Origin of the sequence: Paenibacillus terrae HPL-003, from assembly GCF_000235585.1 — a bacterium.
GTDB lineage: Bacteria > Bacillota > Bacilli > Paenibacillales > Paenibacillaceae > Paenibacillus > Paenibacillus terrae_B.
In genome coordinates, this window is sequence record NC_016641.1 from 4,528,260 (window position 1) to 4,554,868 (window position 26,609).

The window sequence follows — 26,609 nt, forward strand, 5'->3', positions numbered from 1 at the left end:
GAAAGGCGGATGGGAGATGGAACTGGGGAAAAACGCCGTCGGTTCGGCAAGCGCGAAAGAATTAACGGAACTGGACGGTAATGCGATTTATTTGGGAAACTTAAATACAGTAGAAGCCGATTTGAAGCTTCCGCTGAAGGGTAAGTATGGTTCTTCCGTTATATGGGAATCTAAAGAGACTCTATTTATAAGTCATACAGGTAAGGTTACCAGACCTACCTTTGGGGTAGGCAATAGGAAAGTTACCCTTGTCGCAACGTTGACATATGAAGGAGAGGTAACCCGCAAGACATTTGAAGCAACAGTTCTCCAAGAAGAATATAAAGCAAAGATCGTTGCAGTAAATCCGTTAACCATGCGCACGAACGTTGGAGAACAACCGGAACTGCCAACCGTCGTCATTGTGAAAAATGATACCGGAAGCTACACGGTAAGCCAGGTTTCCTGGGACCTGGTCAAAGAGGAGGGTTATCGGCAAACGGGAATTTTTTCAATCCACGGTAAAGTGGAAGGAAGCCCTTTGAAAGCCTTGGCCACCATTCAAGTGATGGATGAGGTTGAGGAAACAGCCGCTCACGCCAAGCAGGTGAAGGAATTTAAGGGACACGACGTAAGACTGGAAAAGGAAAGCGAATTTGGAGCGGCTATGGACCGTTTCCTGCAGTATGTGCGGTCAGTGGACGATGACCAGATGCTGTATAATTTCAGAGCGACGGCGGCTGTTGACACCAAAGGCGCGCAGCCAATGACGGGGTGGGACGCTCCGGAATGCAATCTGAAGGGACATACTACTGGACACTATCTTTCTGCGCTGGCGCTTGCTTATAATGCCACGGAGGATTCCGCGCTACTGGGGAAAATTCAATACATGGTTGCAGAATTGGGCAAATGCCAAACAGCCCTGTCTGAACAGGCAGGCTATGGCCGGGGTTTCCTGAGCGCCTATTCGGAAGAACAGTTTAATCTGCTGGAGCAGTACACAACTTATCCGGAAATATGGGCTCCTTACTATACGTTACACAAGATTATGGCCGGTCTGCTAGATTGTTACCAGCTTGCGGGCCAGAGGGAAGCTTTGGAAATTTGCGATAAGCTGGGCCATTGGCTTCACAACCGACTAAGCCGGCTTCCGAGAGAGCAGCTGCATAAAATGTGGTCATTGTATATTGCCGGGGAATTTGGGGGTATGAATGAGGTATTGGCCAAATTATATGCGATCACCAGCCATGAGCATTATTTAATAACGGCGAAATATTTTGACAATGAAAAACTGTTCCTTCCGATGAAGGAGAATGTGGATACTCTCGGAAATATGCATGCCAACCAGCACATCCCGCAAGTGATTGGAGCGCTGAAGCTGTTTGAGGTTGCGGGGGAGAAGGCCTATTTCAAGATCGCAGAGAATTTCTGGACGATGGTGACACAAAGACATATTTATTCCATCGGCGGTGCCGGAGAAACGGAAATGTTCAGAGAGCCGGACGCCATTGCCGGTTTTCTCACCGATAAAACGGCGGAAACTTGTGCTAGCTATAATATGTTGAAGTTGACCAAAGAGCTTTTTCAGTTTAACCCGCGTAAAACATATATGGATTATTATGAGAAGGCACTTTATAACCATATTCTTGCCTCAGAGAATAGCCAAAAAGCGGAGGGCGGCAGCACCTACTTTATGCCCTTAGCGCCCGGATCTATCAAGAAATTCGATACACATGAAAATACCTGCTGCCATGGAACTGGTCTGGAAAATCATTTTAAATATCAGGAAGCCATTTATTTTTATGATGAAGACAGGCTGTATGTGAACTTGTATATTCCATCACAACTGGATTGGAGCGAGCAGGGGCTCAGCCTAATTCAGAAGCGGGATCAGAGCAGCTTGGAGAAGGCCCACTTTTATATCGAGGGCGGTACTGAAACGACCCTAATGTTCAGAATTCCCGATTGGGTATCAGAGCCTGTTCAAGTAAAGATAAACGGAGAGCCTTGCCGCGATCTGGAGTATGAACACGGATATTTAAAGCTGCGCAAAGTATGGAAAGAGGATGAAATCGAGCTGACGCTACCCCGCTCCTTGAGACTGGCGAGCGCTCCCAATGACCACACCTTTATGAGCCTCACTTATGGACCGTACGTGCTGGCTGCAATAAGCGGGGAACAAGATTACATCTCCTGGACATACAGTGAACAAGAATTTCTGGAACAAATCATTCCACAAAAGGATAGTCCTTTGACGTTTGTTTTGGATGGCATCAAGTTTGTTCCCCTGTATCAAATTCAAGATGAACGATATCATGTGTATTTTAAACTTGCCCGCTGATTACCTTTGTTGAAATTTCCTGTGTTGAAGAAAAAACTGCAAAAGGTCGCTTGGTCCTTTTTTAGAAAGGCAAGCGACCTTTTATATCGTTAGCCGAAAAGGACAAAAACTTGTATTTATAACCGATTAGATGTATATCTAAAAAAATGTTGATCACTTAAATTCATTTAAAACCTTACTTGTGGTGAGCAATATCTCGGAAAAATCTAATGATGAACTCGAAGAACGATTTCTCTATATCGGTGTGCAGTTCCCCAGTAGGCCAGGACAGATAGATCGTTCGCATACATCGAGGCTCGCTGATTGGAATCAGCTTGATGCCCTCGGTAACGACGTTCCTCCACAGGATAGAAGGAATAAAGGAGATGCCGAGTCCTGTCTGAATCAACCCCCTTACCGTAGCCGGATCATCACTTTCAAAGACGATGTCCGGTTCAAAAGGGATGTGAGTAAAAAAGCGGTCTGTTGTTTTCCTAAGCGAATTGCCAGGTGTAAGGCTGACAAACTTCTCATGCTCTAGATCTTTCAGAAATACGGTGTCCTGAGAACTCAGAGGGTGGGATGTGGGTACGCCAAGCAAAATTTCCTCCTCCAGGAGGATCGCACGCTCGTTGTCCGTCAACTCTTCGGACGTAATTGCAAAATCATACGCTAGCCCTTTCTTTATCTTTGCAGGGTGCTGGGTCAGGTTGAATCTAATTTGAGGGTAGAGGTCGCGAAACTCTCCGACAAGCTTGGGCAATAGCATAGAGCCGACGGCGACGTACAGCGTGATGATCTCAACCTTTTCGTTTTTCATTTCCTTGACTTCGGTTACACCTTGCTCAAGGGCCGATAGCGACTGGTTCACCCTTTTCAAGAACTTCTTACCGTATTCATTCAGCACAATATGCTTTCCTTCGCGGTCAAATAGCTGCACACCCAATTCCGTCTCCAGGTTTCTAATCATTTTACTTAGGGCAGGCTGTGAGATATAAAGCTCGTTTGCGGCACGTGTGACATGCTCATGCTTCGAGGTCACTTGAAAATACTTAAGCTGCAAGAAATCCATAGTGAAGTAATCTCCTTTATAACCATTAGGTTATCGATCATATGTGAATATATATATTTTACAGGTAATTGCTCACTTCTTACAATTGACAATGTAAAGAAGATGAATCAGCTAAAGGTGGTGAGATTCTGAACATCGTTTTTACATTTCCCGGCCAGGGGTCACAGGTTCCTGGAATGCTCCAAGATGTACCCGAGTATGTGAAAAAGGCAACAAGCATCATCGGAACTGAATTGCGTGACGATGAGGTGGCTATGGGCTCAACCGTCTGGATCCAGACGGCCCTCTTCGTTAAGGAGACGGCAAGAGCCTACCAATTGATCGAGCAAGGAATCCGACCTCAATTCGTGGCAGGGCATTCCATTGGTGCATTTCCTGCGGCGGTCATCGCGGGAGTTCTTTCGTTCGAGGATGCGCTTCGGATCGTGTGGCTCCGTGCCCGGTTGATGGAAGAAGCTTTCCCTGAGGGCTACGGAATGGGTGTGATTATCGGACTTACGAAGGCAGAGGTTCAAAAAGTCGTGGATCTTTCTCATAGCGAGGTGACGCCTGTCTATCTCTCGAATGTGAACGCAGAGCAGCAAATCGTCGTATCCGGTTCATTGGAAGGGATAAATAAAGCTTTTATGCATGTGAAGAAGTTTGGGGCCTCTAAGACAGTGCTTCTGAAGGTTCCGATCCCTTCACACTCCCCGCTGATGTCAGAGGTAGCCAAGAAGCTATTGGAGCAAATACACACTTTTCCTTTGCAGGATGCTCAAATACCATATTTGGTGAATCATACGGGCAGAAAGACGACAGCCAAGGAAAAAATCGCGGAGGACCTTGCCTTAAACGTAGCATATCCCGTTCAGTGGATGGATATGGCGGCTGTCTGTGTAGAATCGGGAGCTGACTGTTTCATCGAGATGCCTCCGGGTCAGACTCTTTCTGTACTCGTCAAGCAGGCCCACAAGGAAACCCGGCAAATAGCTGTGGACGAGATTGGTCTGGAAGCGACCCAGTATCTGATTAGAAAATGGAAGGAGCAAGAAGAATGAATAAGGTGCTGCGTTCATGGTCACAGAAACGTGACAAAAAGCGGGAAAAACTAGAAAAGGTGAACAAATGGCTGAATGGAAAATACGTTGACCCATCCCGGATCGTCGATCTGCTGGAGACATTGATCGAGCCAGGTGCGAAGGTCGTCCTGGAGGGGGATAACCAGAAGCAGGCGTCCTATCTGTCCCAAAAGCTGCTGGAGGTCGATCCAGGCAAGGTGCATGACCTGCATATGATTATGTCCAGCATTTCAAGACCTGAGCATTTGGATATTTTCGAGAGAGGCATTGCCGGGAGGTTGGATTTTTCCTATAGTGGCTCCCAGAGCTTGCGTGTCGCACAAATGATTGATGACGGAACGCTGAAGCTCGGCGACATCCATACGTATTTGGAATTATTCGGTCGTCTCTTCATTGACCTTATTCCAGATGTAGTGCTTGTAGCAGCGGACAAATCGGATCGTGAGGGCAATCTGTATACAGGAAACAACACGGAAGAAACTCCGACGATCATTGAGGCAGCCGCTTTTAAGGATGGTATTGTAATCGTGCAGGTCAACGAAATTGTGGACGTGCTGCCGAGAACGGATATTCCGGCGTCCTGGGTTGACGTGATCGTACAAGCTGACAGACCTTATGCGCTGGAAGCACTCTTTACCCGCGATCCGCAAAACATTACGGAGCTGCAAATCCTGATGGGCATGATGGCGATCAAGGGCATTTATGGAAAGCATCAGGTTCAGTCGCTTAATCATGGTATCGGCTTTAATACTGCAGCGATTGAGCTTTTGCTGCCGACCTATGGAGAGCAGCTCGGTTTGAAAGGGAAAATTGCCAAGCATTGGGCTCTAAATCCACATCCAACCTTGATTCCGGCGATTGAATCCGGCTGGGTCGAAAGCATTCATAGCTTTGGAGGCGAGGTTGGCATGGAGAAATACATTGCCGCTCGTTCGGATGTGTTCTTCGTCGGCAAGGATGGGTCTATGCGTTCCAACCGAGCGATGTGTCAGGTTGCTGGTCAATTCGCAGTGGATATGTTTATCGGATCGACGTTACAAATGGACGGTGAAGGCAATTCGTCTACCGTTACTTCCGGTAGACTGTCCGGTTTTGGAGGAGCGCCAAATATGGGACATGATCCCCGTGGTCGGCGACATGCGACTCCTGCCTGGCTTGACATGATTGAGCGTCCAACGGAACTCTCCAAAGGACGTAAACTGGTCGTGCAGATGATTGAAACCTATGGTGCCAACAAAAAGCCAGTATTCGTCGATTCGCTCGATGCTATCAAGGTGAAGGATGAATCAGGACTCGCCACTACTCCAGTCATGATTTATGGGGATGATGTCACCCACGTCCTCACAGAGGAAGGTATCGCATATCTCTACAAAACAGACAGCATTGAGGAGAGAAAGAAGGCACTCGCGGCGGTTGCAGGCGTAACGCCATTGGGTATGGAAAGTAATGAGAGTGATGTAAGTTTGTTACGTGATAGAGGAATTGTAGCCTACCCTGAGGATCTTGGGATCATGCGTAGACAAGCCAAGCGCTCGTTGCTGGCTGCGCAGACGATTAACGATCTCGTGGATTGGTCAGAGGGGTTATATAATCCTCCTGCTAAATTCCGGAGCTGGTCTTAAAGCTATGCTCGCGACCAAACATACAGCTCTTGCGGTTGCCCTGGCTGCCAAGGCTGTAAAGGCACTGATGGAAGAGGCATTGCTTACGCCCAAGCCTGGGCTTGTGGATGCCAGAGACAATGGCTCTCATAGCGACATGTCAATTGATCTGATGCTTGGATCCGCGAGATCATTGGAGAATACATTTCGGGAAATAGCCAATGTGTCCTACCAACATCCGGTGAACCAGGCATTGCGCGAGAAAATTGCTCAAATCGGGAGAGATGGCGAGAAAGTAATGCTCCGTACAACCAATGGTGTGAATACATATAAGGGGGCCATTTGGGCCCTTGGCCTTCTAGTGAGTGCACGGGCAGTCTTGTCTGGAGAACGGGACCCATTACAAATTATGAGCGTTGCAGGAAAAATCGCATCGTTTAATGACCGGTATCGCCCGGTGCAGCAGACGAATGGACAATCGGTGAAGAAGAGATACGCGGTAATGGGAGCAGAGGAAGAGGCGAGGCTCGGTTTTCCTCACATCCGTGATAATGCCCTACCCACTTTGCTGAATGCCAGAGCTTGTGGCAGGACGGAGGAGGAGGCACGCATCAAAGCATTATTGGCTTTGATGGCAAGTGTGGACGATACCTGCATCCTACATCGCGGTCAGTGGTCGGATTTGATGACGATTAAGCAAATGTCCGGTGCCTTCCTTGCAGCAGACGGATTCAGTACTCAGTCGGGCAGAAAGCTGTTTTACCGATTGTCCGAGTATTGTAAATTTAGACGGCTCTCACCTGGAGGGAGTGCCGATCTGCTAGCCGCCACATTGTTTCTCATCGATTGATACTTTTACTTGGAGGTGTTCCTGAAGGATGGAAAAATTACAGTTTCAATTTCAAACGACGAAGCCCATCCGTAAGCCGGCACATATCGGTGTCGTCGGTTCGGGGGATTTGGAGATTATTGTAGAGCCTGCGGAGGGCCAGAACACCAATGTCAGCATTTTAACAGGAAGTGAAGGGTTTGGACAAGTATGGGAGAATGTGCTGACACGTTTTTTTACCCGGTATCCGATTACTGCCAACATTACGGTTAATGACTTCGGAGCTACTCCGGGGGTAGTAATGCTTAGATTTACGCAAGTGCTGGAGGTGCTTGACTATGCAGAATAGTTTTGTGGAGCTGAATGGACGCGAGAGAGCCAGGGCGTTACTGGACGAGGGGACTTTCCGGGAGTTGCTTGGGCCGTTGGACAAAATACAATCCCCGCACCTTGAGCCGCAAGGCATCGTTCCTCAGAGTGATGACGGAATCATTCTGGCTCTTGGAGAAATACGCAAGCAGAAAGTCTTGATCATTTCGATGGAAGGCGCTTTTCAAGGAGGGGGCATTGGAGAAGTCAGCGGTGCCAAAATTTCCGGAGCGCTCGAACTAGTACTGGAAGCGAATAAGGGTGGGAACAAACTATATCCCATCATGATCTTCGATACAGGGGGCGTTCGGCTACAAGAAGCGAACTATGGGTTGTTGTCGATTTCGGAGATTGCGACACAGATCGTCGGTCTGCGTAAATACGTACCGGTTATCGGACTGATCCCGGGCCGCGTAGGGGCATTCGGGGGAATGTCCATTACTGCTGAGTTGTTCACCACTTTGCTTGCTACGAAGAAGGCGCGTCTTGGACTCAACGGGCCGGAGGTAATCGAACAGGAAGCAGGGGTCATGGAGTTCGATTCCAGCGATAAGGCCTTGATTTGGAACACAATCGGAGCCAACCAGCGCTTCCATACCGGATTGATTGACGAAGTGGTGGAAGATACGACGGATGCAGTTATCGAAGCGATTGATACTGCGCTCAAGGCACCGGCAAAGCCTGCTAAAACAGAGCAAATCGATTTCTATCTGACCCTGTTAAGCAATCTTGATCCTACAGAAGCTTGGACACCTGAGCGCTATCGCGAATTTTACAAGCAGATCCAGCCAGTACAGCAGCCTGTTCCGCTGGCAAGAGAAGGTGCATCTGACGCTTCGGATAGCAGAGGTTACTACTGGTTCTCACGTTTGACAGGCATAAATCACCCCATCAGTGATGTTCCTTCTGTGCTAGCAGCTGATGTGGAGAAGAATGGACAATTGTGTAGATATATTGCGATCGTTCCAGATACCTCTAACCGTTTTCCGCGTGTCAGAAATGGCGAGGTCGGTATGCGCGAAGCTTGGACAGTGGCCCAAATCGTCAGAGATGCTATTCGTCAGGATGAGGATCAAGCCACCAAACGTCCAATCATCGTTGTCATCGATGTACCGAGTCAAGCCTATGGCTATAAGGAAGAATTGATTGGTATTAGTCTTGCTCTCGCAGCAAGCGCAGACGCTTATGCAACCGCTAGATTAGAAGGGCATCCAGTCATCGGTGTGATCGTTGGTAACGCGATTTCTGGAGGATTCCTTGCACATGGATTGCAATCAAATCGCTTGATCGCATTGGATGACAGCAAAGTTAATATTCAAGCTATGTCCAAGGCTTCTGCTGCCCGAATCACCAAGCGGACGATTGCAGAGCTGGATGAAGCTACCAAGAAAGTCCCAGCCATGGCCTATGATGTGCGCAGCTACAGTACACTGGGAGCACTATATTCGCTGCTGAGCGGGATCCAAGCGGACGATCCACAGAACAGTGATGTAGCCATTGTGGAACGGACTATTTCCGAGGCTATCGAGAGTACGAAAGGAGCGCCTCGTGACCTTAGCTTCCGCTTGCAGACCAAGGAAGCTCTGGCAGGTGGACGTACGGCGACTAATAACGTTCGAAAAGCGCTTTGGGAGCAATGGTAATTCGGCCACATGATCTGATTGAAGTGTCTAATTTGGAATATCTCTCCTTGGATGAAGACAAGGAATGGGTAACCGCCTCGTTGAGGCGGACCCCCTTTGTGGTCATTCGCCGAGCTGAACCGTCGGCAGATGGTTGTATTCCCGTCGGAATCCGTGGAACAGAGCGAAATCAACGGGAAGCTGCCTTGCTCGACCCGGAGGGCGTGTGCCAGCTCGTGTCTCCTTATGCGATAGCGGAGCGTCAGATGTGGAACTCTTTATCTGCAACGAGACGGCAACAGCCTGTCCTGCAGGTGATGGATTTATTAGCAGAAATTATGCTGGATTGGCGCTGGGGACCAGTGGGAAGTGCGGGGTTCGAAATAGTGACGCAATACCCCGCTGTGAAGGAAACGAGTGATCTTGATCTTGTTATAGATGGTTCAGAGGTTATTGATTATGCTGCAGCTGAAAGACTTATGCACAAGTTGGAGCATCTGGATGTTCGAATTGATATTCAATTGGAGACAAGAGACGGTGCCTATGTCCTGCGCGAAATTCTTGAGAGACGGGCCAGCTCTGTGGTGCTGCGAACTTCTTCGGGCCCCAAGCTTGTCCGTAATCCTTGGCAATAAGGAGTATAATCAACGGCAAAAGGGAGGAATGCACGACCATTTGGCTTCAGGCAAGTTGTCAAAGGGGAAGTGCGTATTATGGAAAATACTGAAGAGCGGAATATTAATATTAATGAGAGCGATATCTTAAAGGTGTTTGCCGTCAGTGGAGCGATCTTGCAAAGCGTTCTGGGAATGTCTCTGAAGTATGCACACACTAATGATGACCTAGCTTTATTAAGCGTTATTTTCAATATAGTAAAGTATACTGCCCCAGTCTTTATTTTTGCCATCGTATATGGGATGGTGAAAAATAATCAGCATACTAAGGTATCCCATTTTTACAAGGAAAAATTCGGTGAGCTCGTAATTCCTTATTTACTGTGGGCAGCAGCTGGCTTAATTTTCTTCCCGGAAATTCAGGTTAACCAGCACGTTACATCATTCTGGACGCTCATCGAGTCATTTGTGCTCGGTAATGCATCATCACAGTATTGGTACACGGTGATGATGCTGCAATTTCAATTGCTGATGCCAGTCCTTATTTTCATCTGCTACAGATACCTGGCTAAGCCTAAGCGGGTCATTCCGCTACTTATTGTGAGCTTCGTGATCTTCGGAGCGTGGCTATGGATGTACGATACCTTCGTATTCCAAGGAGTATACGCAATTAGTCTGCGTTACCTTGATCGCTTTTTCGTTAGTTATTTTATTTATGCTTTACTAGGTGGAATTGCTTGGGTATATAAGAAACAGTTCGACGGAGTGCTGCGCCGGATTCAGTTCATACTCATTCCGGTAATGCTTCTTATTCTCATTTGGACAAATCACGAATTTTTCGGTTTTGGATTTGAGGATATGTCCTTCGGAAATCTGATTTATTTGAAGCCGTCCATGACCTTGTACAGTCTGGTCGTGATATTCCTGATTTACATGCTGGCAAGGCATCTGATCAGCTTGAATTCCCGTTCACTTCCCTATTACAAATGGTTATCTACTTACGCGTACCGGGCCTTTACAGCGAATGTGTTCATGCTGGTCATCGTGCTGCGTTTGTTTGGTGACTTGATAGGCCAGCTTCCTTTCTTCGTGGGGCTGCTGTTGGTTTATCTGACGACTGTAGCCTGCTCCTTCGGCGTCGTCTATGCCTTTGCGCAGCTAAAGGTGTGGGCTGAGGGGGTATTTCTGAGACAAAAAGGAGCACACAGCAACAATCACTAAGATAAGTGCTTAATGCAAATAATTCACGTAACATCGTGTATATGACGATATAATTTGGGTGTATTTAAGTTATTGGTATATAGACGGCAACCATAAAGGGTATCTCGATGATTGAAGAGATACCTTTTTTGGTGTTCCTCCCATTTCATACTAAATGTGTTCATACGGAATGTGCAATAACGCTCCAGCTTTTCATTCTTCATATGAAAAACAGCTGGTACACGCCCAAATCCTCATATAACGAGACACGCCGCTAGGGTTTGTATTTCTGGGGATTGCATACGGTATCTTTATGAACAACACCGGTTTTGGTGCGGCCTATGCAGTCCTTATGTCCTTACTTATTTTGCCGGATCGATGGAATTTGTTGCAGTGAATCTGCTGCTCGGGGGATTTAAATGTAGTAAAAAGAAAGCCAAGAAACCATTGCCAATCGTATTGATGGGAAAATCCTCAGAGAAGACGATTTTGAGTCGTTTAGACTATTTGTAGCCCATGATTACGGAGAAATCAATAAAGAGAATAAACGTATTTTTAATTTCCATCAATTGAACCGTGAACGAGATACAGCCATTGTTTCCCTCATTTTAGGATCAGGTCTTAGGTTGTCTGAGGTTGCAGGCATTAACATTGAAGATCTGGATATGAATAAAGCTTTAGTGCGTGTTATACGCAAAGGTAATAAAGAACAATATGTGTATTTCAGTAAGCAAGCTTTACTGGATGTAGAAAATTATCTGCAGATCAGAGAATCCAGATATATCCCAGAAAAAAAACGAAAGCTTTCTGTTTATTGCAGTTCCCGTTGGTCGCAAAGGAAAAAATCGACGCTATCATACTTTTCGGATAAGATGGAGAACCGTAAAGCCTTTGTCTGGCCGTTTCTGATGGTAGGCGCCGTCGCCTTCTACGCTTCTTACTGGAGCGGATCATTTCTGGATTTCCTTTATTCTGCTGATCATCGCCGGCGCAGCCATGTATGCCCCTTACGGACCGTTTTTCGCCATTATGCCCCGGAACGTCTCGGGCGGCGCCATACCTCCACCACACTCTAGAGTCAAGCCGCCCAGGCTGTTAATCGCCGGAGCGGCTTGTTGTGTGTTAGGCTTCCCCTCCGAAAGCCGAAACTAAGAATTCTCCACCTGGTCGGTACCCCATCGGAGATTCTGTTTACCACCGCATGTGCATCCAGTTATGAATGGAATATTCTATATCGGAACCAAGTTGGCCAAGGATTACACTACGTAATTATTTTATTACGGGAGAATAACCGCTCTTTTTTTTCACAGTTATAGTCGCACATTCTATTGTGCTATGAGTGGAATATAGGTCAAGAAGAGGAGTCTAAAACCCGCAAAGCATACATGCAGGTACGGATACGGCGCAACAGGTGGGTCTTGGCTACTGTTTTGATAAAACAATTCCGGCAAACACCTTTGATGCTTACCGCTTAACGCATTTTGCAGCCGTTCATGGGAAAGCTTTCGAACTTTCGGAACGAATCTTAGCGGCATATTTTACAGACGGACTCAAATACAAGACCATAAAACCCTTGCCTTACTGGCAGGAGAAGTGTGTTTGGATGAAACAGAATCACTGACTAAATAAACCGGCCGATCTGCTTGTCCTAAAGTCTCTTTCGCCATTTGTCTGTCTTAACATATTTCATCACTGATTCATAACGTCTATCATAAACGCTTTTCTGTGTTCGTGGACATTAGAGAATCCGTTCATTCAGCAGACATAATAAAAATACAGTATTTTGAAACTCACTTTTTCCTCAAAGTTCATTAAAACGTAGTGTAATTATAGTTTTATCAAGAACCGATTAACATTGTCTTTACTTCAATTATAAAGCGAACAGTAAGGAAGGAGATATTGTCTCCTTATTAAAATTTTTAGGCGATAGCCATGAAGACATGAATGTACCTATTTTAGGGCATTTTTTTATTTTCACGGTTTTTTTTGTGTCTAAAGAATGCTCAATGTCAATTTCTTCATTCAAAAATGAAATCAGTATGTAAAAGGAGAGCATAGTAATGTCAAAGGCTAAGATCATACCTTTCCTTTCAAAAGGCCCTGAATCTAAACTTATACCGGATCAAAGGTTATTTCCTTTTTTTTTACACTAATTAAATTCCATTATTATAATCAGAACCTTTTTTTCATTATCGAGAACACGAATTACGCACACCTTCTTATATTTTTTGCAAATCAATTTTCGAATGATTCAGACCTAGTCATATAAGACAGTTGACAGTTTGTCATGCGGTATATGTGACAGGTCCAAGTACGATGTCATCAAAAGTTTGGCGGTTTTATCACTGTTCGATTTAACAATATCGGAGGTAAGGTGAGGGGGGAAAGCAGAACAACATTCTAAAATAATAGGAGCGATTGCGTTATGAAATCATTCACCATTCTAAAAGGAGTAGCACTTACTTTAACAGCTATATTGGCGGGTACACTGGCTTATGGAACTTTCCACGCAGAGGGTCAGACGGCAACTAATCAAGCTATCGATAAAGCTGCCAATACCGACAATATTTTATCGTCGGAGTTCGCAAAAGAACCCAAAAAAGAACTCAATGAGAAAGAAAAGAAAAGAAAGCATCGGGAAGAAGTCAAACGTGTCATGGATCAAGTAGTTACCAACAAAAGAGTTCCAAGTGTCGTGGCAGGCGGGCTACAGGATGGGGAACGCTGGTCCTACGCTACGGGTACAGCCAGTTTCGAAGTACCACGCCCGATGGAGCCGGATTTTTCATTCCGTATTGGAAGCATCACGAAGACATTCACTGCTACTGTTGTATTGCAGTTGGCTCAGGAGAAAAAATTGAACCTAGATGATTCGGTCGAAAAATGGCTGCCGGGGGTCATAAAGGGTAATGGGTATGACGGCAACAAAATTACGATTCGTCAGCTATTGAACCATACAAGCGGGCTCGCGAGCTATACTGATCTTGATTTTCGAGATATTACCTTGCCTCAAAATCCATTCCGTTACTATTCGTCCGACGAGCTTATCAGCATGGGGCTAGCAAAGCCGCCTGTATATGCGTCAGGGAAGGGCTGGAACTATTCGAACATGAATACTATGCTAGCCGGTCAAATTATTCAGAAGGTAACGGGAGATACGTATGCGGAGCAGATCAGGAAACGGTTGATCGAACCTCTCGGGATGACAGGGACATTTGTAATGGAAAATAGTCACGATATTCCGGGTAAGCATGCCACAGGATATAATATGGACAGATCGGGTCATTTGTATGATTTAACAGAAATGAGTCAATCATGGGCAAATGCAGCCGGAGATATAGTCTCAACAACCAAAGATTTGACCACCTTCTTCAGTGCGCTGTTGGGCGGAAAGCTTCTAAATCAAAAGATAATGGACCAGATGCTCACGACAGTAGATTCACCTATAGGTAAAGTCGGACTAGGGATTTATGAAATAAAAACAGCTGACGGGCAATCATTCTGGGGACATGCCGGCGGTACTTTCGGACTTGAATCAAGAGCCTTCGGATCTTTAGGCGGGCAGCATATTTTGGTAACGTGCATCAACTCGGTAGCCCCGGAAGTGGAGCCGGCTCACAATAAAATAATCGATAAGGAGTTTGGCCGTTAAGTTTAAAGCCGACATCGCGCCCTTTATTTGAGGGCGAATGTCGGTTTCTGCTATAATTAACCGTCGTTTTATGCAATCGAGGCACATATGTCCGCATTCAGAAGAAAACGACTTCAAATAGATAAGATGTACTAGGGACATAACGACGGCGTATTTTATATTCGGTCGGTGAGCTCTACTATCAAAATTCTGTAACTTGAATTTTAAAAACCACAAATATAATAACTGAAATATTACATTTGTAATACATGTAGAAATGAGAAGAGAGGAGGACATCGGGTATAACCTGCTGGCAGGGGTTCAAACAGACGATATATTTTTAGGGGAAGAAGGCTAAATCTTGGAAAAATACGTATTAAATACAAATAGAATAGCTTTATTTGCGATGACACTCTTTCTTGTGCTGCTCGTTGGCTGTACAAAACAGGGGGCTTCAACTCCGCCGACTGAAAAGGAGCCGCCAAACTCAAACGCAGCGAATGTGGTTTTTAAACAGCTTGAAATCAAGTTTGACGCGCGGCTGGGCGTATATGTTATTGATACGGGAACAGGGAAAGAGGTTGCCTATCGGGCCGATAAACGTTTTGCCTATGCATCCACTTACAAGGCACTGGCAGCAGGCGCGGTCCTGCAGCAGAAGTCTAACGATGAACTGGGCAAAGTCATTAACTTTGCCAAGGATGATCTGGTCACGTATTCACCGATTACGGAACAGCATGTGGATACCGGGATGAATCTCAAGGAAATCAGTGATGCGGCTATTCGTTATAGCGACAATACGGCAGGAAATTTGCTGCTAAAGGCGCTCGGCGGGCCCGAAGGGTTCGAAAAAGCGATGAGAGACAACGGTGACACTGTGGTTATGGCCAACCGTTATGAGACAGAGTTGAACGAAGCGATTCCTGGGGACCACTGTGATACTAGTACGCCCAACGCCCTTGCCAACAGCTTAAAAGTGCTGACGATTGACGATTCCATGCCTAATGACAAACAAGAACTGCTTATCGGCTGGTTAAAGGAAAATACTACCGGTGACGAACTAATTCGGGCGGCTGTGCCAGAGGGCTGGGTAGTTGGTGACAAGACAGGCGCAGGAAGCTATGGCACACGCAACGACGTTGCCATCGTATGGCCTCCGTACAGGGAGCCGATCATTATTGCCGTAATGTCCAGCCGTGATACCGAAGATGCAGAGTATAACAATGCCCTAATCGCTGAGGCAGCCAAGGCGGCCTTTAAGGCTCTGGAGTAAGCGTAGCAGAGCTGCTGGGTAAGTCGATAGGGCTATTTAAACCAAGCACAAAAGGAAGGTAACAAGTTCTTAACTTTTGTAGAATGACATAAAGTCGCCAACCAAGAAGCCCCTTATAAAACAAGGGGTTTTTGATTTTGGGTAGGAACTTCTTGTCAATTTTTACTTCTAATGAAAGATTAGAAGAGCCGTCAGTCTCTTTGACTAATGTACAAAATACGGGTTTTGTGAATATGTATGTTGGTTGTATTTTGAAACTTGACATACCCGGTACCTGTGTTGTCACAACTTTCAAAATAAAATTATTATTACAAGTAGTATAAATTACTTTTGTTCTCGATTGTACATTGACACAAAGTTCCCTACTTTAGCAGTTTAATCGGAATTTTGAGTAACTTAGTTTTTTTTCTCCAAGCGAATGAGGTGATTTTTTTTTTATCAAACTAAGTAGGAAACTTTGTGTCACTTATTTGACGAGCCCTACATTACTTATCCATATTATTAACCGCATTTCGCATTTCTTCATCTGTTAAATGTGTATAGATCATGGTTGTTTGTATTGAGGAATGTCCTAATTGGTTCTTCAATCTAGGCACATCATTGTTCTCTAAGTGGTAACGAGTTGCAAATGAATGTCTCAGAGAATGCACGGTTAATGCTGGTTTTCCAAAAGCTGAAGCATACTTTTCAATTAGTTTTTCAATGGATCGCTGCGTTAAACGTCGGCTTTTTCCTTTACGACCTATGGGAGCCGCAATAAACAAAAAGCTTTCGTTTTTTTCTGGGATATATCTGGATTCTCTAATCTGCAGATAATTTTCTAAATCTAGTAACGCTTGCTTGCTGAAATATACATATTGCTCTTTATTACCTTTTCGTATAACACGTACCAAAGCTTTATTCATATCCAAATCTTCAATGTTAATGCCTGCAACCTCAGAGAGCCTAAGACCAGATCCTAAAATGAGGGAAACAATAGCTGTATCTCGTTCACGGTTCAATTGATGGAAATTGTAAATGCGTTTATTCTCTTTATTGATTTCTCCGAAATCATGAGCTATAAACTGCCTAAATGACTCAAAATCGTCTTCCCTAAGAATTTTCCCATCAATACGATTGGCAATGGTTTCTTGGCTTTCTTTAACCGCGTTTAAATCCATTTTGGCCATAACATTGCGCTGGATATATGGCTTTAAGTCACTTGTTTCAGCTTTGTTCTGTAAGTAATCAAATAAGGATTTTAGCGAGGACAATTTACGGTTGATGGTTAGCTTGGTATTGCCAAGTTGATACTCTAAAAAAGACAAGAAATTTTCCACTTCACGAATCGTTAGTTTCTCCAAAGCGGCTAATTTAATGTTTTTACGGCTATCTTCAGTAAAGTTTTCTGCAACTAACCAATCAAAAAATATAATATAGTCATGGCAATAGTTCAGAAGCGTTGTGGGAGAAAGTTTTCGCTTCCTGCTATCAATAAATTCCGTAACAAACCACGGAAGATCAGACAATTTTTCATCGATTCGCTTCATGTAATGCATTTTCATTTGTTTATCCATATATGTATAACCTCCGTAAAGTATTATACTTCAGCTATAAATATTCGTCAAAACAGTATTTTACGTAATTATATTTACTCGCGTTCTCTTACCATAGTATAGATAAATATGATTTCTCTTCTGTCGGAGGACAAGAACCTGTACCCATTGCCGAAAAGTATCTCCTTTCCTCCTGTTTTAATGTAACAAAAATATCGTTGATTTGAAATACACACATCAATCAACATGAACTTACTGATTATAGTAAAGGTGTAAAGAAACTCATTTTGGGCTTCGTAATCTAGCCTATACGTGTCCGCAATCCAAAATTGAAGAGTTTAAACGTAGGCTGTCTGCGGTCCGAACCTTCCTTATAATATGCTCACCTTGCTGCGAAGAAGCACAATGCTTGATCCAGTACCCTTATCAATAGTAAAAAAGAGAAAGAAAAACAAAAAAATCCTAAGACTTTCTTTAGGCTCATCAAAACGCTTTGGCTGCCAATATGGCTTGCCGGATTGCTTGCTCCTTTATGCTCTGTGCTTGATCTGGCTGCTCACTGATACCTTCAACAAAAATAGCCTGCACATCGTCACAATACCCAGCAAATTCATGATAGCATTTACATAACTGTGGCTGTACTCGACATCTTTAAACTTCCCGTGGGAGAGAACCGTGCCTGAAGCCTGAATGTGCATCACTTTTTTGCCTTGCTGAGTCCCTGTCAAACCGGACAACCCCCGCAGCCCATTATCGGATCGCTTAATGGTTTTTCCTATAACCGTAACCGCGTCAATGTACGCTTTCAGAACCGACGGGAAAGAATAATTCCATACCGGATTGACAATGACGATTTTATCCGCGGCCATGAATTGATCCACAATCTCGCGTATCCGCACCGCTTTGACCTTCGACTCCTCGCTGAGTTCATCGAAAGAAGGACCGCTTGGCGGTTGCCCCCAGCGTCTTAGAAGATCGGCGTCGATTTGCGGAAGATCCATGCGGTACAGATCCAAATGAATGACTTCATCTCCTATGTTGGTCTCCTGGTTACGTACAATACAATTGCCATGATAAATCCACTCCTTTGTTATGATTTAAATAATTCAGGATTCAATGCTTGAATGTCGCCGGCGAATTCACTCCGCTCTTTGCGACCCGAATCGTCTGCTACAAATTTCATAACGATCGTCTTCAATGCCATCGATAGCTATTTCGTCAGAGATAGCCTTGGGCGTCTTTATGGGCGAAATTCGCTCGAATTTGTAGACCCCTGAATAGACGCAGGCCGCATGACGGTATCCCCGTCTTTGTAATAATTGCTTACTTTGCTTTATACCTATCCCACTCACTACCTAATTGGGAAATACATTTTGGGCAGCTTCCTCGTATCGGATACAAGTACCGATATATGGAAACCCGAACGCTTCCGTCCACTCTGCATCCTCAGCTAAACATTGAATGCTTGGGCGGTGTTTATAAAAACTTCGAGTTAAATTAGACATTGTTCATCTTTTTTTTTGGCTTAAAATCAGCCTGTGCACCTCCTCTCACGAATTCCGGGATTTGTCGTTGTAATGATAACATTTACAACAACTTCAAAAAATGATGTCCCCTCTTCCACTTGATATGCTTTGCAAGCTTGGAAACTAACTCATACACCTAGCCAAGCTCGCTTCCATTGCATTTTAGGTTCGTCTAAAGTTCAGCTCCAGAACGGCTTGAATATTTGCGCCCGACCAAACACTCGGGATTCGGCTGTTCATGGATATGGAAGAGCTTCCTCCTTCATGACTTCCACTGCCCGATAAACATTCAGCAGTCGAGCCCTATAAGCAAAAAAGTGTCCCCTATACTGGCTCGTACGCCCGCCAATCCCGCTTTCTTTAGCTGCACGAGTATTTTCCGAATATTAACCGGATTCGTACCGACGATATCGGTGAACCATTCCGAGGTGCAGTGCACATTCTTGGCGGTAGCTAGCAAGGAATTAATGTGAACCGCCATTGAAAATCTGCTGCTTATTTTCATAATTTAGTCGGTTCCATTGATGGTCTCTAATTCGTTTCGTCTTATTATATAAAAAGTTTATCATATTCCCGCCGTGTTGGGTGTCTCACATCTAGGTTTCTAGCGAATATGCAAGAATTTGGTCTTTCGTTAGACTCTTTCCTTTGTTCCAAATATCACGCATTTCCTGTTCATTTAAAACATGTTGAAGATCAAGAAGCGCTACATTATGCTCCACGGGAAAATTCGGAATGGCTGCACCTCCGAAGCTTTCGCGACATTTCTCAGCAGCACTTAGAAGGATGGTCGCTTCTGGATAAGCCTTCTTTGCCCAAAACGCTATAGCCAGTCCTTCTATTCCACGAGAGAGAATCCATGTCCCTTTGTAGATTTGGCTAATCGTAATACTTTTTTTGAAGCATTCAATGGATTGATCGATCTGCCCAAGTTTCAAGGCAGCATAACCGAGGCTTTCGTACGGACCGGATACTTCCCATTTATCCTGAACCAATTCGAAGAAGTACACACTCTCTTTTAGAAGTATAGATGCGTCATGAAACTCTTTTTGTTCCAGCTTAAGCTTTCCGTAAGCATGCAACGAAGCCGCCAAATTCCACATGTCCTTCGTTTTCCTCGCTATATCAATGCTCTCCTGAACGAGAGGTTCGGCTTCTTCCGAATGTAGCTGGTTGATGTAAAGAAATGCCATGAGACGAAGAGAAGAGGCTAATAGTACAGCATCATTTAGATCACGGGCGAGATCAACGCTGCGTGCAGCTGAGACCATGGCATCTTTAACGTTTCCTTGGACGAATTGAATGACGCCCCGCCCATGCAATGCTTTGGCAAAATCTCCACCAGGCAGTTCTTCATGAACAGTACTTTCCAAAAAACGATTAAGCCAAAACAAGCCCTCCTTTAACCCGCCTTCATGAAGCCAGAACCAGTAAAGGTTCGAAACCATATGAAGCCCAATCGGGTTGGCATGCGCGTTTTCATAAGACCATTGCATGACTGAGCGCAGGTTTGCATATTCCCGTCTCACTTCGTCAAGGCAGGCATGACGCTCGCGAGTCCTGAACTTGGCTTCCGCGCGATTCAAAATTTGGTTGTAATATTGAGCATGACGTTCAAGAAGAACATGTCTGTTACGGTCGTCAGTTTCCTCCCGCATCTTCTCGTCAGCATATTCCTTAATGGTTTCCAGCATGAAATAACGGATGTAGTGGTAGTCATCACTGATTTCGATTGAGACGAGTGACTTGTTGGCCAGTCCAGATAACAGATCAAGCATATCTTCCCGGACAAGTTTATCATCAACGATGGACGATATGGGTTCGCAACTACAGATCTGCTCCACTGCCTCCAACGTAAACCCTCCTGAAAATACACTGAGCCTCCTCAGGAGCAGTCGCTCTTTGCCGGTTAATAGATCGTAGCTCCAATCGATTGTAGATTTCAGCGTTTTTTGACGCGGCACAGCATTTCGTTTTCCCGCAGTCAATAATGTCAGCAGACTCGCCAGACGCTCTTCCATCTGTTCCAGTGTCAACATGCTCATTCTGGAAGCCGCAAGCTCAATGGCTAACGGAATTCCTTCTAATTTTCTGCAAATGACACCGACAAGCTTCAAGTTTGGCAGCGTGAGCTGAAACTCAGGGGCCGCCAAACGCGCACGTTCCAAAAACAGTTGCACGGCTTCAAATTCCTTGATTTCTTCTTCGGAGAGTTCGCCCAGCGAATACTCCTCCCCTGGAAAGGATAACGGGGGGAGCCGATAGACGTATTCCCCAGAGATGTTCAAGGATTCCCGGCTCGTGACCAGGATGCTTAGTGCTGGCGCAGCCATCAGGAGTGATTCGGCTAAAGCCGCGCATGCATCAATGACGTGTTCGCAATTGTCGAAAATAAACATTATTCTCTTGTTGGACACAACATCCAATATGGTTTGGAGATCCGTTCGATTCACTTGATTTTGCAGTCCCATAGTGGATAACAGAAACTGGCCCAAAAAATGATGGTCCTTCACGGCGCCGAATTCAAACATCCAAATACCGTCCGGATACGTTTCTGCAAGCGTTGAAGCGACTCGAACGGCAAGAGACGTTTTTCCTATTCCCCCGGGACCTACGATTGAAACAAGGGAATGAATCTTCAGCCGTTCTTTCAGGTCGGCCATGGGTTGGCTTCTTCCTACAAAGTGAGAAAGAAGCTTTGGTAACGGACTTTTGCTTGCAACTGAAACGGCTTGCGTGGCAACCCGACCTTCCTGCGCGGAACCTTCAAACAAAGCTACGGTTTCAAACCATTTGACATCAAAATCCGGAAACTCCCGTTTTGTTGCAGAACGCGCTTCTGAGAAACGTTTTACTGCAAGCCAAAGCTCCTCAGCCTCTTTCCGCTGAGCCCCCTCCAAGAAGAGCCCTTCCTCCAAAAAGACTTGAATCAAACGTTTGAGGCTGCCAACGCTGGGAAGACGATCTCCGTTCTCCCACTGTTGAACGGTTCGTGGATCGACGCCAACTTGCCTTGCCAAGTCAACTTGCCGCATTCGTTTGGAAAGGCTATGTCTAGCGGGCCTGGAACGAATTTTTTTAATCCAATCATGGGGCCAATCTTTCGAAGATTTTTCGTCTTCCATCTTATCACCTGGCTTCAATAGTTTGAACATCTCTGACACGAACAAACACGAACTCATGTACATTCATGTTCAGGATTTTAACAGATAAAATAAAGCATATCAACAAAAAGAGGAGGTAATCTACATGCCTTTAACACGTATCGTCACGTTGGAAGGACGTTCGAGCGAAGCTAAAGCCCGTATTAAAGAGGTCGTCTCGCAAACGATCGTGGACAAACTGCACGTGCCTGAAAATGATCGTTTTCTGATTATCGAGGAACACAACCAGGAGAACTTCAGCTTTGATCCAAACTGTCTGGACATTGAAAGAAGCGATGGATTTCTCATCGTTCAAATCATCCTGAATGCCGGCAGATCGTCCGAAGTAAAAAAAGAGTTCTATGCGGCATTAGCTGAACAACTGCATCAACAGTGCAACATTAGAACGGAAGATGTTTTCATCAATTTAATTGAAGTCACGAAAGACAACTGGTCTTATGGCAACGGCATCGCCCCATTTATTGTTTAATTCGTAATTCTTCATAAGAGAGAGGGAGTTTTAACTATGTCGACTGTTCTTTATATCACTGCGCATCCCGGTAATCCAGAAGCATCTTACAGCCTTTCCGTTGGGGAGCAATTTGTACAAGCCTATCAAGAAAGCCACCCAGAAGATAAGGTTGTGCACGTAGACCTGTATCAACGAAACATTCCGCATATCGACGCAGATGTGTTGGAGGCATGGGGCAAGCTTCAAACGGGAGCACCGTTTGACCAATTGACTTCTGCGCAGCAAGAAAAAGTAACTCAATTGAATCATTTGCTAGAAGAGTTCATCGCTGCGGACAAGTACGTGTTCGTTACACCAATGTGGAACTTCTCTTACCCTCCGGTATTGAAGGCGTACATTGATTCCTTTTGCGTCAGAGCCAAAACGTTTAAATACACGGAGAACGGCCCCGTTGGACTGCTGCATAATAAAAAAGCATTTCACATTCAAGCTAGCGGCGGCATCTATTCGGAAGGTCCTGTTGCGGAACGTGAGAATGGAAGCCGTCATTTGAAGACCGTTTTGAACTTTGTCGGCGTAACAGACTTCGACAGTCTGTTTGTGGAGGGTCTGTCCACGGCGGGAGACCGCGCTCCCCAAATCAAAGCCGATGCAATCGAAAAAGCCCGCAACGCTGCGAAGAATTTCTAAGAGTATTTTCCGATAGTGATTCAAGCATGCTTCATTACTTTCATGCAAATAAAACTCTCATAGGGTTATGAGAGTTTATTTGCATCTTCCATTGAGGATTTAATGAGCATTAAAAATTGACAACTCATTCGGGATGTCCGAGAGGATGAACAATATGACAAATACACGGGCAGGGGTTACGCTGACTCGCAGAAGACGTGCGACAGTGGCCGTTATTTTGGGCGCCTTGGCGGCGCTCGCTCCCTTTTCCCTGGACATGTATTTGCCCACGCTACCGACATTGGCCAAGGATTTACAGGCTGCACCTTCCATTGCCCAACTCAGCCTGACATCCTGTATGCTGAGGCTTTCGTTCGGGCAATTGGTAGCGGGACCCCTGAGCGATATTCATGGTCGCCGAAGGCCGTTGCTTGCGGGGTTGATCCTATACGTCATCGTATCTGCATGGTGTGCTTTAAGTGGATCGATATGGGCATTTATTGCGCTGCGGTTTGTTCAGGGTCTGGCAGGAAGCTTTGGGATCGTGATTTCCCGAGCGATTACGAGGGACCTCTTTTCAGGGCCGGAATTAACCCGGTTTTTCTCGCTTCTAATGCTGGTGAACGGGGCGGGACCGATCTTTGCACCGATCGCTGGTGGACAGCTTATGCGCATTTCTTCCTGGCAAGGCGTATTCTTTGTGTTAAGTCTGATCGCCGTAGCTTTATTTTTTGCCGTGTTCTATAGCCTGGAAGAAACGTTGCCTGCCGAAGGAAGAGCTAAGGGCGGATTGAAACAAACGCTTTTCACATTCCGTACCCTGAGCAAAGACCGGACGTTCATGGGCTATGCATTATCGCAAGGCTTTGTCCTTGCTGCGATGTTTGCGTATATATCAGGTTCAACGTTTGTGATTCAGGATATATTCGGAGCTTCTCCGCAACTGTTTAGTGTAATATTTGCCCTGAATGGGTTGGGTTTGATTATAGCGGGGCAAATTACGGGTAGACTATCTGGTAAGGTTAGTGAGCATAAGCTATTCGTTAGCGGAATTTCCCTGGCTACGCTTAGTGGTGTGGCATTGTTAGTAGAATTATTATGCGGCGGTGGACTATACGCTGTGCTGGTGCCATTATTTATCGTGGTATCCAGTGTTGGGATCGTAACGACAACGGGATTTTCCCTAGCTATGCAAAAGTACGGCAATGCTGCAGGAAGCGCTTCTGCCCTGCTTGGCTTGATTTCGTTCATATTAGGGGGGCTCGCAGCGCCCTTAACCGGTATTGGTGGAGGGCAATCTGCAATTCCCATGGGACTGGTTATTGCCTTTTCTAATATCGCGGCAATGGTTTGTTACGTCACGTTAATCCGAATACACCCGGCATCGCCAATTCAACCAAAGGGGGAAGAAAAATGAAAGTATCTTATCATGGACATTCGGTTGTAAAAATCGAAACCAATGGCACAACCATTCTTATTGATCCTTTTATTACAGGCAACTCCAACACCGATTTGGAAGCAGCCAACGTGCAGGCTGATGTAATCCTTCTGACCCATGGTCACGGGGATCATGTTGGAGATACTGTGGAAATTGCGAAACGAAATAACGCGCTGGTCATTGCATCGGCCGAGCTAGCGGATATTCTCAGTTGGAAAGGTGTACGAACCCATGCCATGAGCATTGGGGGAGCCTACCAATTCGAATTTGGAAAAGTGAAATTAACCCAAGCTTTTCATAGCTCAAGCCATGTTAATCCGGAGACCAAAACAATCATCTATACGGGAATGCCTACAGGGATTCTGTTCACGGCAGAGAGCAAAACGATTTACCACGCAGGAGACACAGGTTTGTTCTACGATATGAAGGTGATTGGAGAACTCAACAACATCGATTTGGCATTTCTCCCGATCGGAGACAACCATACTATGGGACCAGAGGATGCTGCACTGGCAACTGAATGGCTTCAAGCGAAACAAGTTGTGCCGATCCATTTCAATACGTTCCCTACTATCAAACAAGACCCTCACTACTTCGCTTCGCTTCTAAAGGAAGGGGTAGGGAAAGTGTTGAAACCGGGAGAAAGGCTGGAGTTGATTCCTTGAATTCATTTATAAGGATCAACTTATATAAGTATAAGTCGCTATTTTAATAGCTTTTGCATCCCACCCACTAAACAACTTCATGACTTATGGTCGGTCAAACCGAAAGTTAAGTTATTTCTATTTAGTGGGCGCTCTCCCCTGTTGGATAGCGCCCGCTTTTGATTTTTTGGATTTTCTCTGAACAAATGTAAATTCGTTATTGTTGAGCATACTTTGCCATGAAGTTTATTCATTCAATTATGCATAACGTGAAAATAAGTTTACAGTTTCCAAGGACGATTGTTATGTAAAAGTAAGGCTTCCTTAATGGATGGGCAACATCGCCTTGGAGGAATCAAACGGTATACCGAAGGACAAATTCTGAATTAAACATTCCCTTTATGACGTACGACTACCTGGATAATGATGAAGAAATCAATTTGATTAATACAATAAATACTAAGGCCAAAGGCATAACTTCTTCATTAAGCAAATTTACTGGCTAACCTGATCATACGAAAGAGCCACCCTACACGTGGGTGACTCTTTCGTATTGCTTATTTGAAATCATTAATGAGCAGACGGGGCGGAGACGGATTTCATCAAAGCATTTTGTTTCGCATAAAACGTAAGATTGGTAAGATTGTCCGGATGAGGAACGTATGCCTCTTCCAGTTTCTCGATTTCTTTGTCAGTCAATCGAACGTCCAGTGCCGCTACTGCGTCGGTTAAATGCTGCTCTTTCGTAGCTCCTACGATTGGAGCTGTAACAGCATCTTTTTGCAGCACCCATGCCAAAGCGACCTGAGCACGAGGAATTCCACGCGCTTCCGCTACCTCATTCACCGATTCGATGACTTTTCGATCTGATTCTGCTGTTGCCTGGTATAGAACTTTGCCAAACATATCGTTGTCCGCACGAAAACTTGTTTCATCCCAGTTCCGGGTCAATCTGCCTCTGGCCAACGGACTCCATGGAATCACACCGATTTTTTCCTCTTTGCAAAACGGCAGCTTTTCCCGTTCTTCCTCTCGGTACAATAAGTTCAGATGATTTTGCATACTGACGAACCGGGTCCACCCATGGCGCTCGGCAGTATAAAGCGCTTTTTGAAATTGCCAGGTATACATGTTGGAAGCTCCAATATAACGTGCCTTGCCAGCTTTTACAACGTCATGCAGCGCTTCCATCGTCTCTTCAATGGGCGTATTGTAATCCCAGTTATGGACTTGATAAAGATCAATGTAGTCTGTACCCAGTCGTCTAAGGCTGTGATCAATCTCCGTCATGATGGCCTTTCGGGAGAGACCTACCGCATTTTGTCCTTCTCTCATTCCAGCAAACACTTTGGTTGCGATGACCACTTCATCTCGGTTGGCAAAGTCCTTTAGAGCCCTGCCAACAATTTCTTCGCTGCTGCCTTTCTGATATTCATTTGCCGTATCAAAAAAATTGATACCCAGATCAAGAGCCTTCTTAATCATGGGACGACTTTCTTCTTCATTTAAGGTCCATTGATGTCTTCCACGTTCAGGGTCGCCATAACTCATGCAACCGAGAGCTATTCTGGAGACATCTAGGCCAGTATTGCCTAACTTCACATATTCCAT

General features: G+C 45.3%; 18 protein-coding genes and 5 pseudogenes. 17 read left to right on the forward strand and 6 right to left on the reverse strand.

Annotated elements, in window-relative coordinates; genetic code table 11:
• The first annotated feature begins 16 nt into the window (after window positions 1-16).
• On the forward strand, window positions 17-2,320 hold the full coding sequence (locus HPL003_RS20355; RefSeq protein WP_014281638.1) for a beta-L-arabinofuranosidase domain-containing protein: 2,304 nt from the start codon (window positions 17-19) through the stop codon (window positions 2,318-2,320).
• Between the two features lie 175 nt (window positions 2,321-2,495).
• Here the strand turns inward: HPL003_RS20355 and HPL003_RS20360 are convergent, their stop codons facing one another.
• A complete protein-coding gene (locus HPL003_RS20360; protein ID WP_014281639.1) occupies window positions 2,496-3,371 on the reverse strand; it encodes a LysR family transcriptional regulator in 876 nt (291 codons plus the stop codon).
• A 200-nt stretch (window positions 3,372-3,571) separates the two neighbouring features.
• On the opposite strand from HPL003_RS20360, the gene HPL003_RS20365 reads away from it, so the two are divergent.
• From HPL003_RS20365 to bla, 12 genes and pseudogenes are all read left to right on the forward strand, one after another.
• Window positions 3,572-4,411 carry an ACP S-malonyltransferase gene (locus HPL003_RS20365; RefSeq protein ID WP_238533402.1) on the forward strand — a complete coding sequence of 280 codons (840 nt, stop codon included), beginning with the start codon at window positions 3,572-3,574 and terminating at the stop codon, window positions 4,409-4,411.
• Window positions 4,408-6,054, forward strand: coding sequence for a malonate decarboxylase subunit alpha (gene mdcA, locus HPL003_RS20370; RefSeq protein ID WP_014281641.1), 1,647 nt, complete (start codon window positions 4,408-4,410; stop codon window positions 6,052-6,054). Before HPL003_RS20365 ends, mdcA begins: the two co-directional genes overlap by 4 nt.
• Before the next feature lie 4 nt (window positions 6,055-6,058).
• Window positions 6,059-6,883 (forward strand): triphosphoribosyl-dephospho-CoA synthase, encoded by an 825-nt coding sequence (locus tag HPL003_RS20375; protein ID WP_014281642.1) that lies wholly within the window; start codon window positions 6,059-6,061, stop codon window positions 6,881-6,883.
• Window positions 6,884-6,911: 28 nt separating this feature from the next.
• Complete coding sequence (locus HPL003_RS20380) at window positions 6,912-7,211, forward strand: malonate decarboxylase subunit delta (protein WP_014281643.1); 300 nt, start codon at window positions 6,912-6,914, stop codon at window positions 7,209-7,211.
• Window positions 7,201-8,874, forward strand: coding sequence for a biotin-independent malonate decarboxylase subunit beta (mdcD, locus tag HPL003_RS20385; RefSeq protein WP_014281644.1), 1,674 nt, complete (start codon window positions 7,201-7,203; stop codon window positions 8,872-8,874). The genes HPL003_RS20380 and mdcD overlap by 11 nt, the downstream gene beginning before the upstream one ends.
• Window positions 8,868-9,488, forward strand: a complete 621-nt coding sequence (locus HPL003_RS20390) for a malonate decarboxylase holo-ACP synthase (RefSeq protein ID WP_014281645.1) — start codon at window positions 8,868-8,870, stop codon at window positions 9,486-9,488. The genes mdcD and HPL003_RS20390 overlap by 7 nt, the downstream gene beginning before the upstream one ends.
• 78 nt (window positions 9,489-9,566) lie before the next feature.
• Window positions 9,567-10,688 (forward strand): acyltransferase family protein, encoded by a 1,122-nt coding sequence (locus HPL003_RS20395; protein WP_014281646.1) that lies wholly within the window; start codon window positions 9,567-9,569, stop codon window positions 10,686-10,688.
• 256 nt (window positions 10,689-10,944) lie between these two features.
• Window positions 10,945-11,084, forward strand: a pseudogene (locus HPL003_RS29965) (AzlC family ABC transporter permease); the annotation flags it as partial.
• Window positions 11,085-11,236: 152 nt separating this feature from the next.
• Window positions 11,237-11,464, forward strand: a pseudogene (locus HPL003_RS29970) (tyrosine-type recombinase/integrase); the annotation flags it as partial.
• A 54-nt stretch (window positions 11,465-11,518) separates the two neighbouring features.
• Window positions 11,519-11,726 (forward strand): annotated as a pseudogene (locus HPL003_RS29975) (MFS transporter); the annotation flags it as partial.
• Window positions 11,727-13,227: 1,501 nt separating this feature from the next.
• Window positions 13,228-14,319 (forward strand): annotated as a pseudogene (locus HPL003_RS20405) (serine hydrolase domain-containing protein); the annotation flags it as partial.
• A gap of 340 nt (window positions 14,320-14,659) precedes the next feature.
• Window positions 14,660-15,571 carry a class A beta-lactamase gene (bla, locus tag HPL003_RS20410; RefSeq protein ID WP_014281649.1) on the forward strand — a complete coding sequence of 304 codons (912 nt, stop codon included), beginning with the start codon at window positions 14,660-14,662 and terminating at the stop codon, window positions 15,569-15,571.
• A gap of 485 nt (window positions 15,572-16,056) precedes the next feature.
• Here the strand turns inward: bla and xerS are convergent, their stop codons facing one another.
• The 4 genes and pseudogenes from xerS to HPL003_RS20430 all read right to left on the reverse strand — a co-directional run bounded on the left by xerS (window position 16,057) and on the right by HPL003_RS20430 (window position 21,814).
• Complete coding sequence (gene xerS, locus HPL003_RS20415) at window positions 16,057-17,127, reverse strand: tyrosine recombinase XerS (RefSeq protein WP_014281650.1); 1,071 nt, start codon at window positions 17,125-17,127, stop codon at window positions 16,057-16,059.
• A gap of 509 nt (window positions 17,128-17,636) precedes the next feature.
• Entirely contained in the window at window positions 17,637-18,122 is a 486-nt protein-coding gene (locus HPL003_RS20420; protein WP_014281651.1) for an FMN-dependent NADH-azoreductase, read from the reverse strand.
• 571 nt (window positions 18,123-18,693) lie between these two features.
• Window positions 18,694-19,137: pseudogene (locus HPL003_RS30655) on the reverse strand (Rrf2 family transcriptional regulator).
• Between the two features lie 91 nt (window positions 19,138-19,228).
• Window positions 19,229-21,814, reverse strand: coding sequence for a helix-turn-helix domain-containing protein (locus tag HPL003_RS20430; RefSeq protein ID WP_337998887.1), 2,586 nt, complete (start codon window positions 21,812-21,814; stop codon window positions 19,229-19,231).
• Window positions 21,815-21,881: 67 nt separating this feature from the next.
• Here HPL003_RS20430 and HPL003_RS20435 point away from each other — a divergent pair, with 67 nt between their 5' ends.
• The 4 genes from HPL003_RS20435 (at window position 21,882) to HPL003_RS20450 (ending at window position 25,019) form a co-directional block, all read left to right on the forward strand.
• A complete protein-coding gene (locus HPL003_RS20435; RefSeq protein WP_014281654.1) occupies window positions 21,882-22,265 on the forward strand; it encodes a tautomerase family protein in 384 nt (127 codons plus the stop codon).
• Window positions 22,266-22,301: 36 nt separating this feature from the next.
• Window positions 22,302-22,937 (forward strand): FMN-dependent NADH-azoreductase, encoded by a 636-nt coding sequence (locus HPL003_RS20440; RefSeq protein WP_014281655.1) that lies wholly within the window; start codon window positions 22,302-22,304, stop codon window positions 22,935-22,937.
• A 145-nt stretch (window positions 22,938-23,082) separates the two neighbouring features.
• Complete coding sequence (locus HPL003_RS20445) at window positions 23,083-24,333, forward strand: multidrug effflux MFS transporter (protein WP_014281656.1); 1,251 nt, start codon at window positions 23,083-23,085, stop codon at window positions 24,331-24,333.
• Window positions 24,330-25,019 carry a metal-dependent hydrolase gene (locus HPL003_RS20450; protein ID WP_014281657.1) on the forward strand — a complete coding sequence of 230 codons (690 nt, stop codon included), beginning with the start codon at window positions 24,330-24,332 and terminating at the stop codon, window positions 25,017-25,019. The genes HPL003_RS20445 and HPL003_RS20450 overlap by 4 nt, the downstream gene beginning before the upstream one ends.
• 549 nt (window positions 25,020-25,568) lie before the next feature.
• Here the strand turns inward: HPL003_RS20450 and HPL003_RS20455 are convergent.
• Window positions 25,569-26,609 carry an aldo/keto reductase gene (locus tag HPL003_RS20455; RefSeq protein ID WP_043922467.1) on the reverse strand — a complete coding sequence of 347 codons (1,041 nt, stop codon included), beginning with the start codon at window positions 26,607-26,609 and terminating at the stop codon, window positions 25,569-25,571.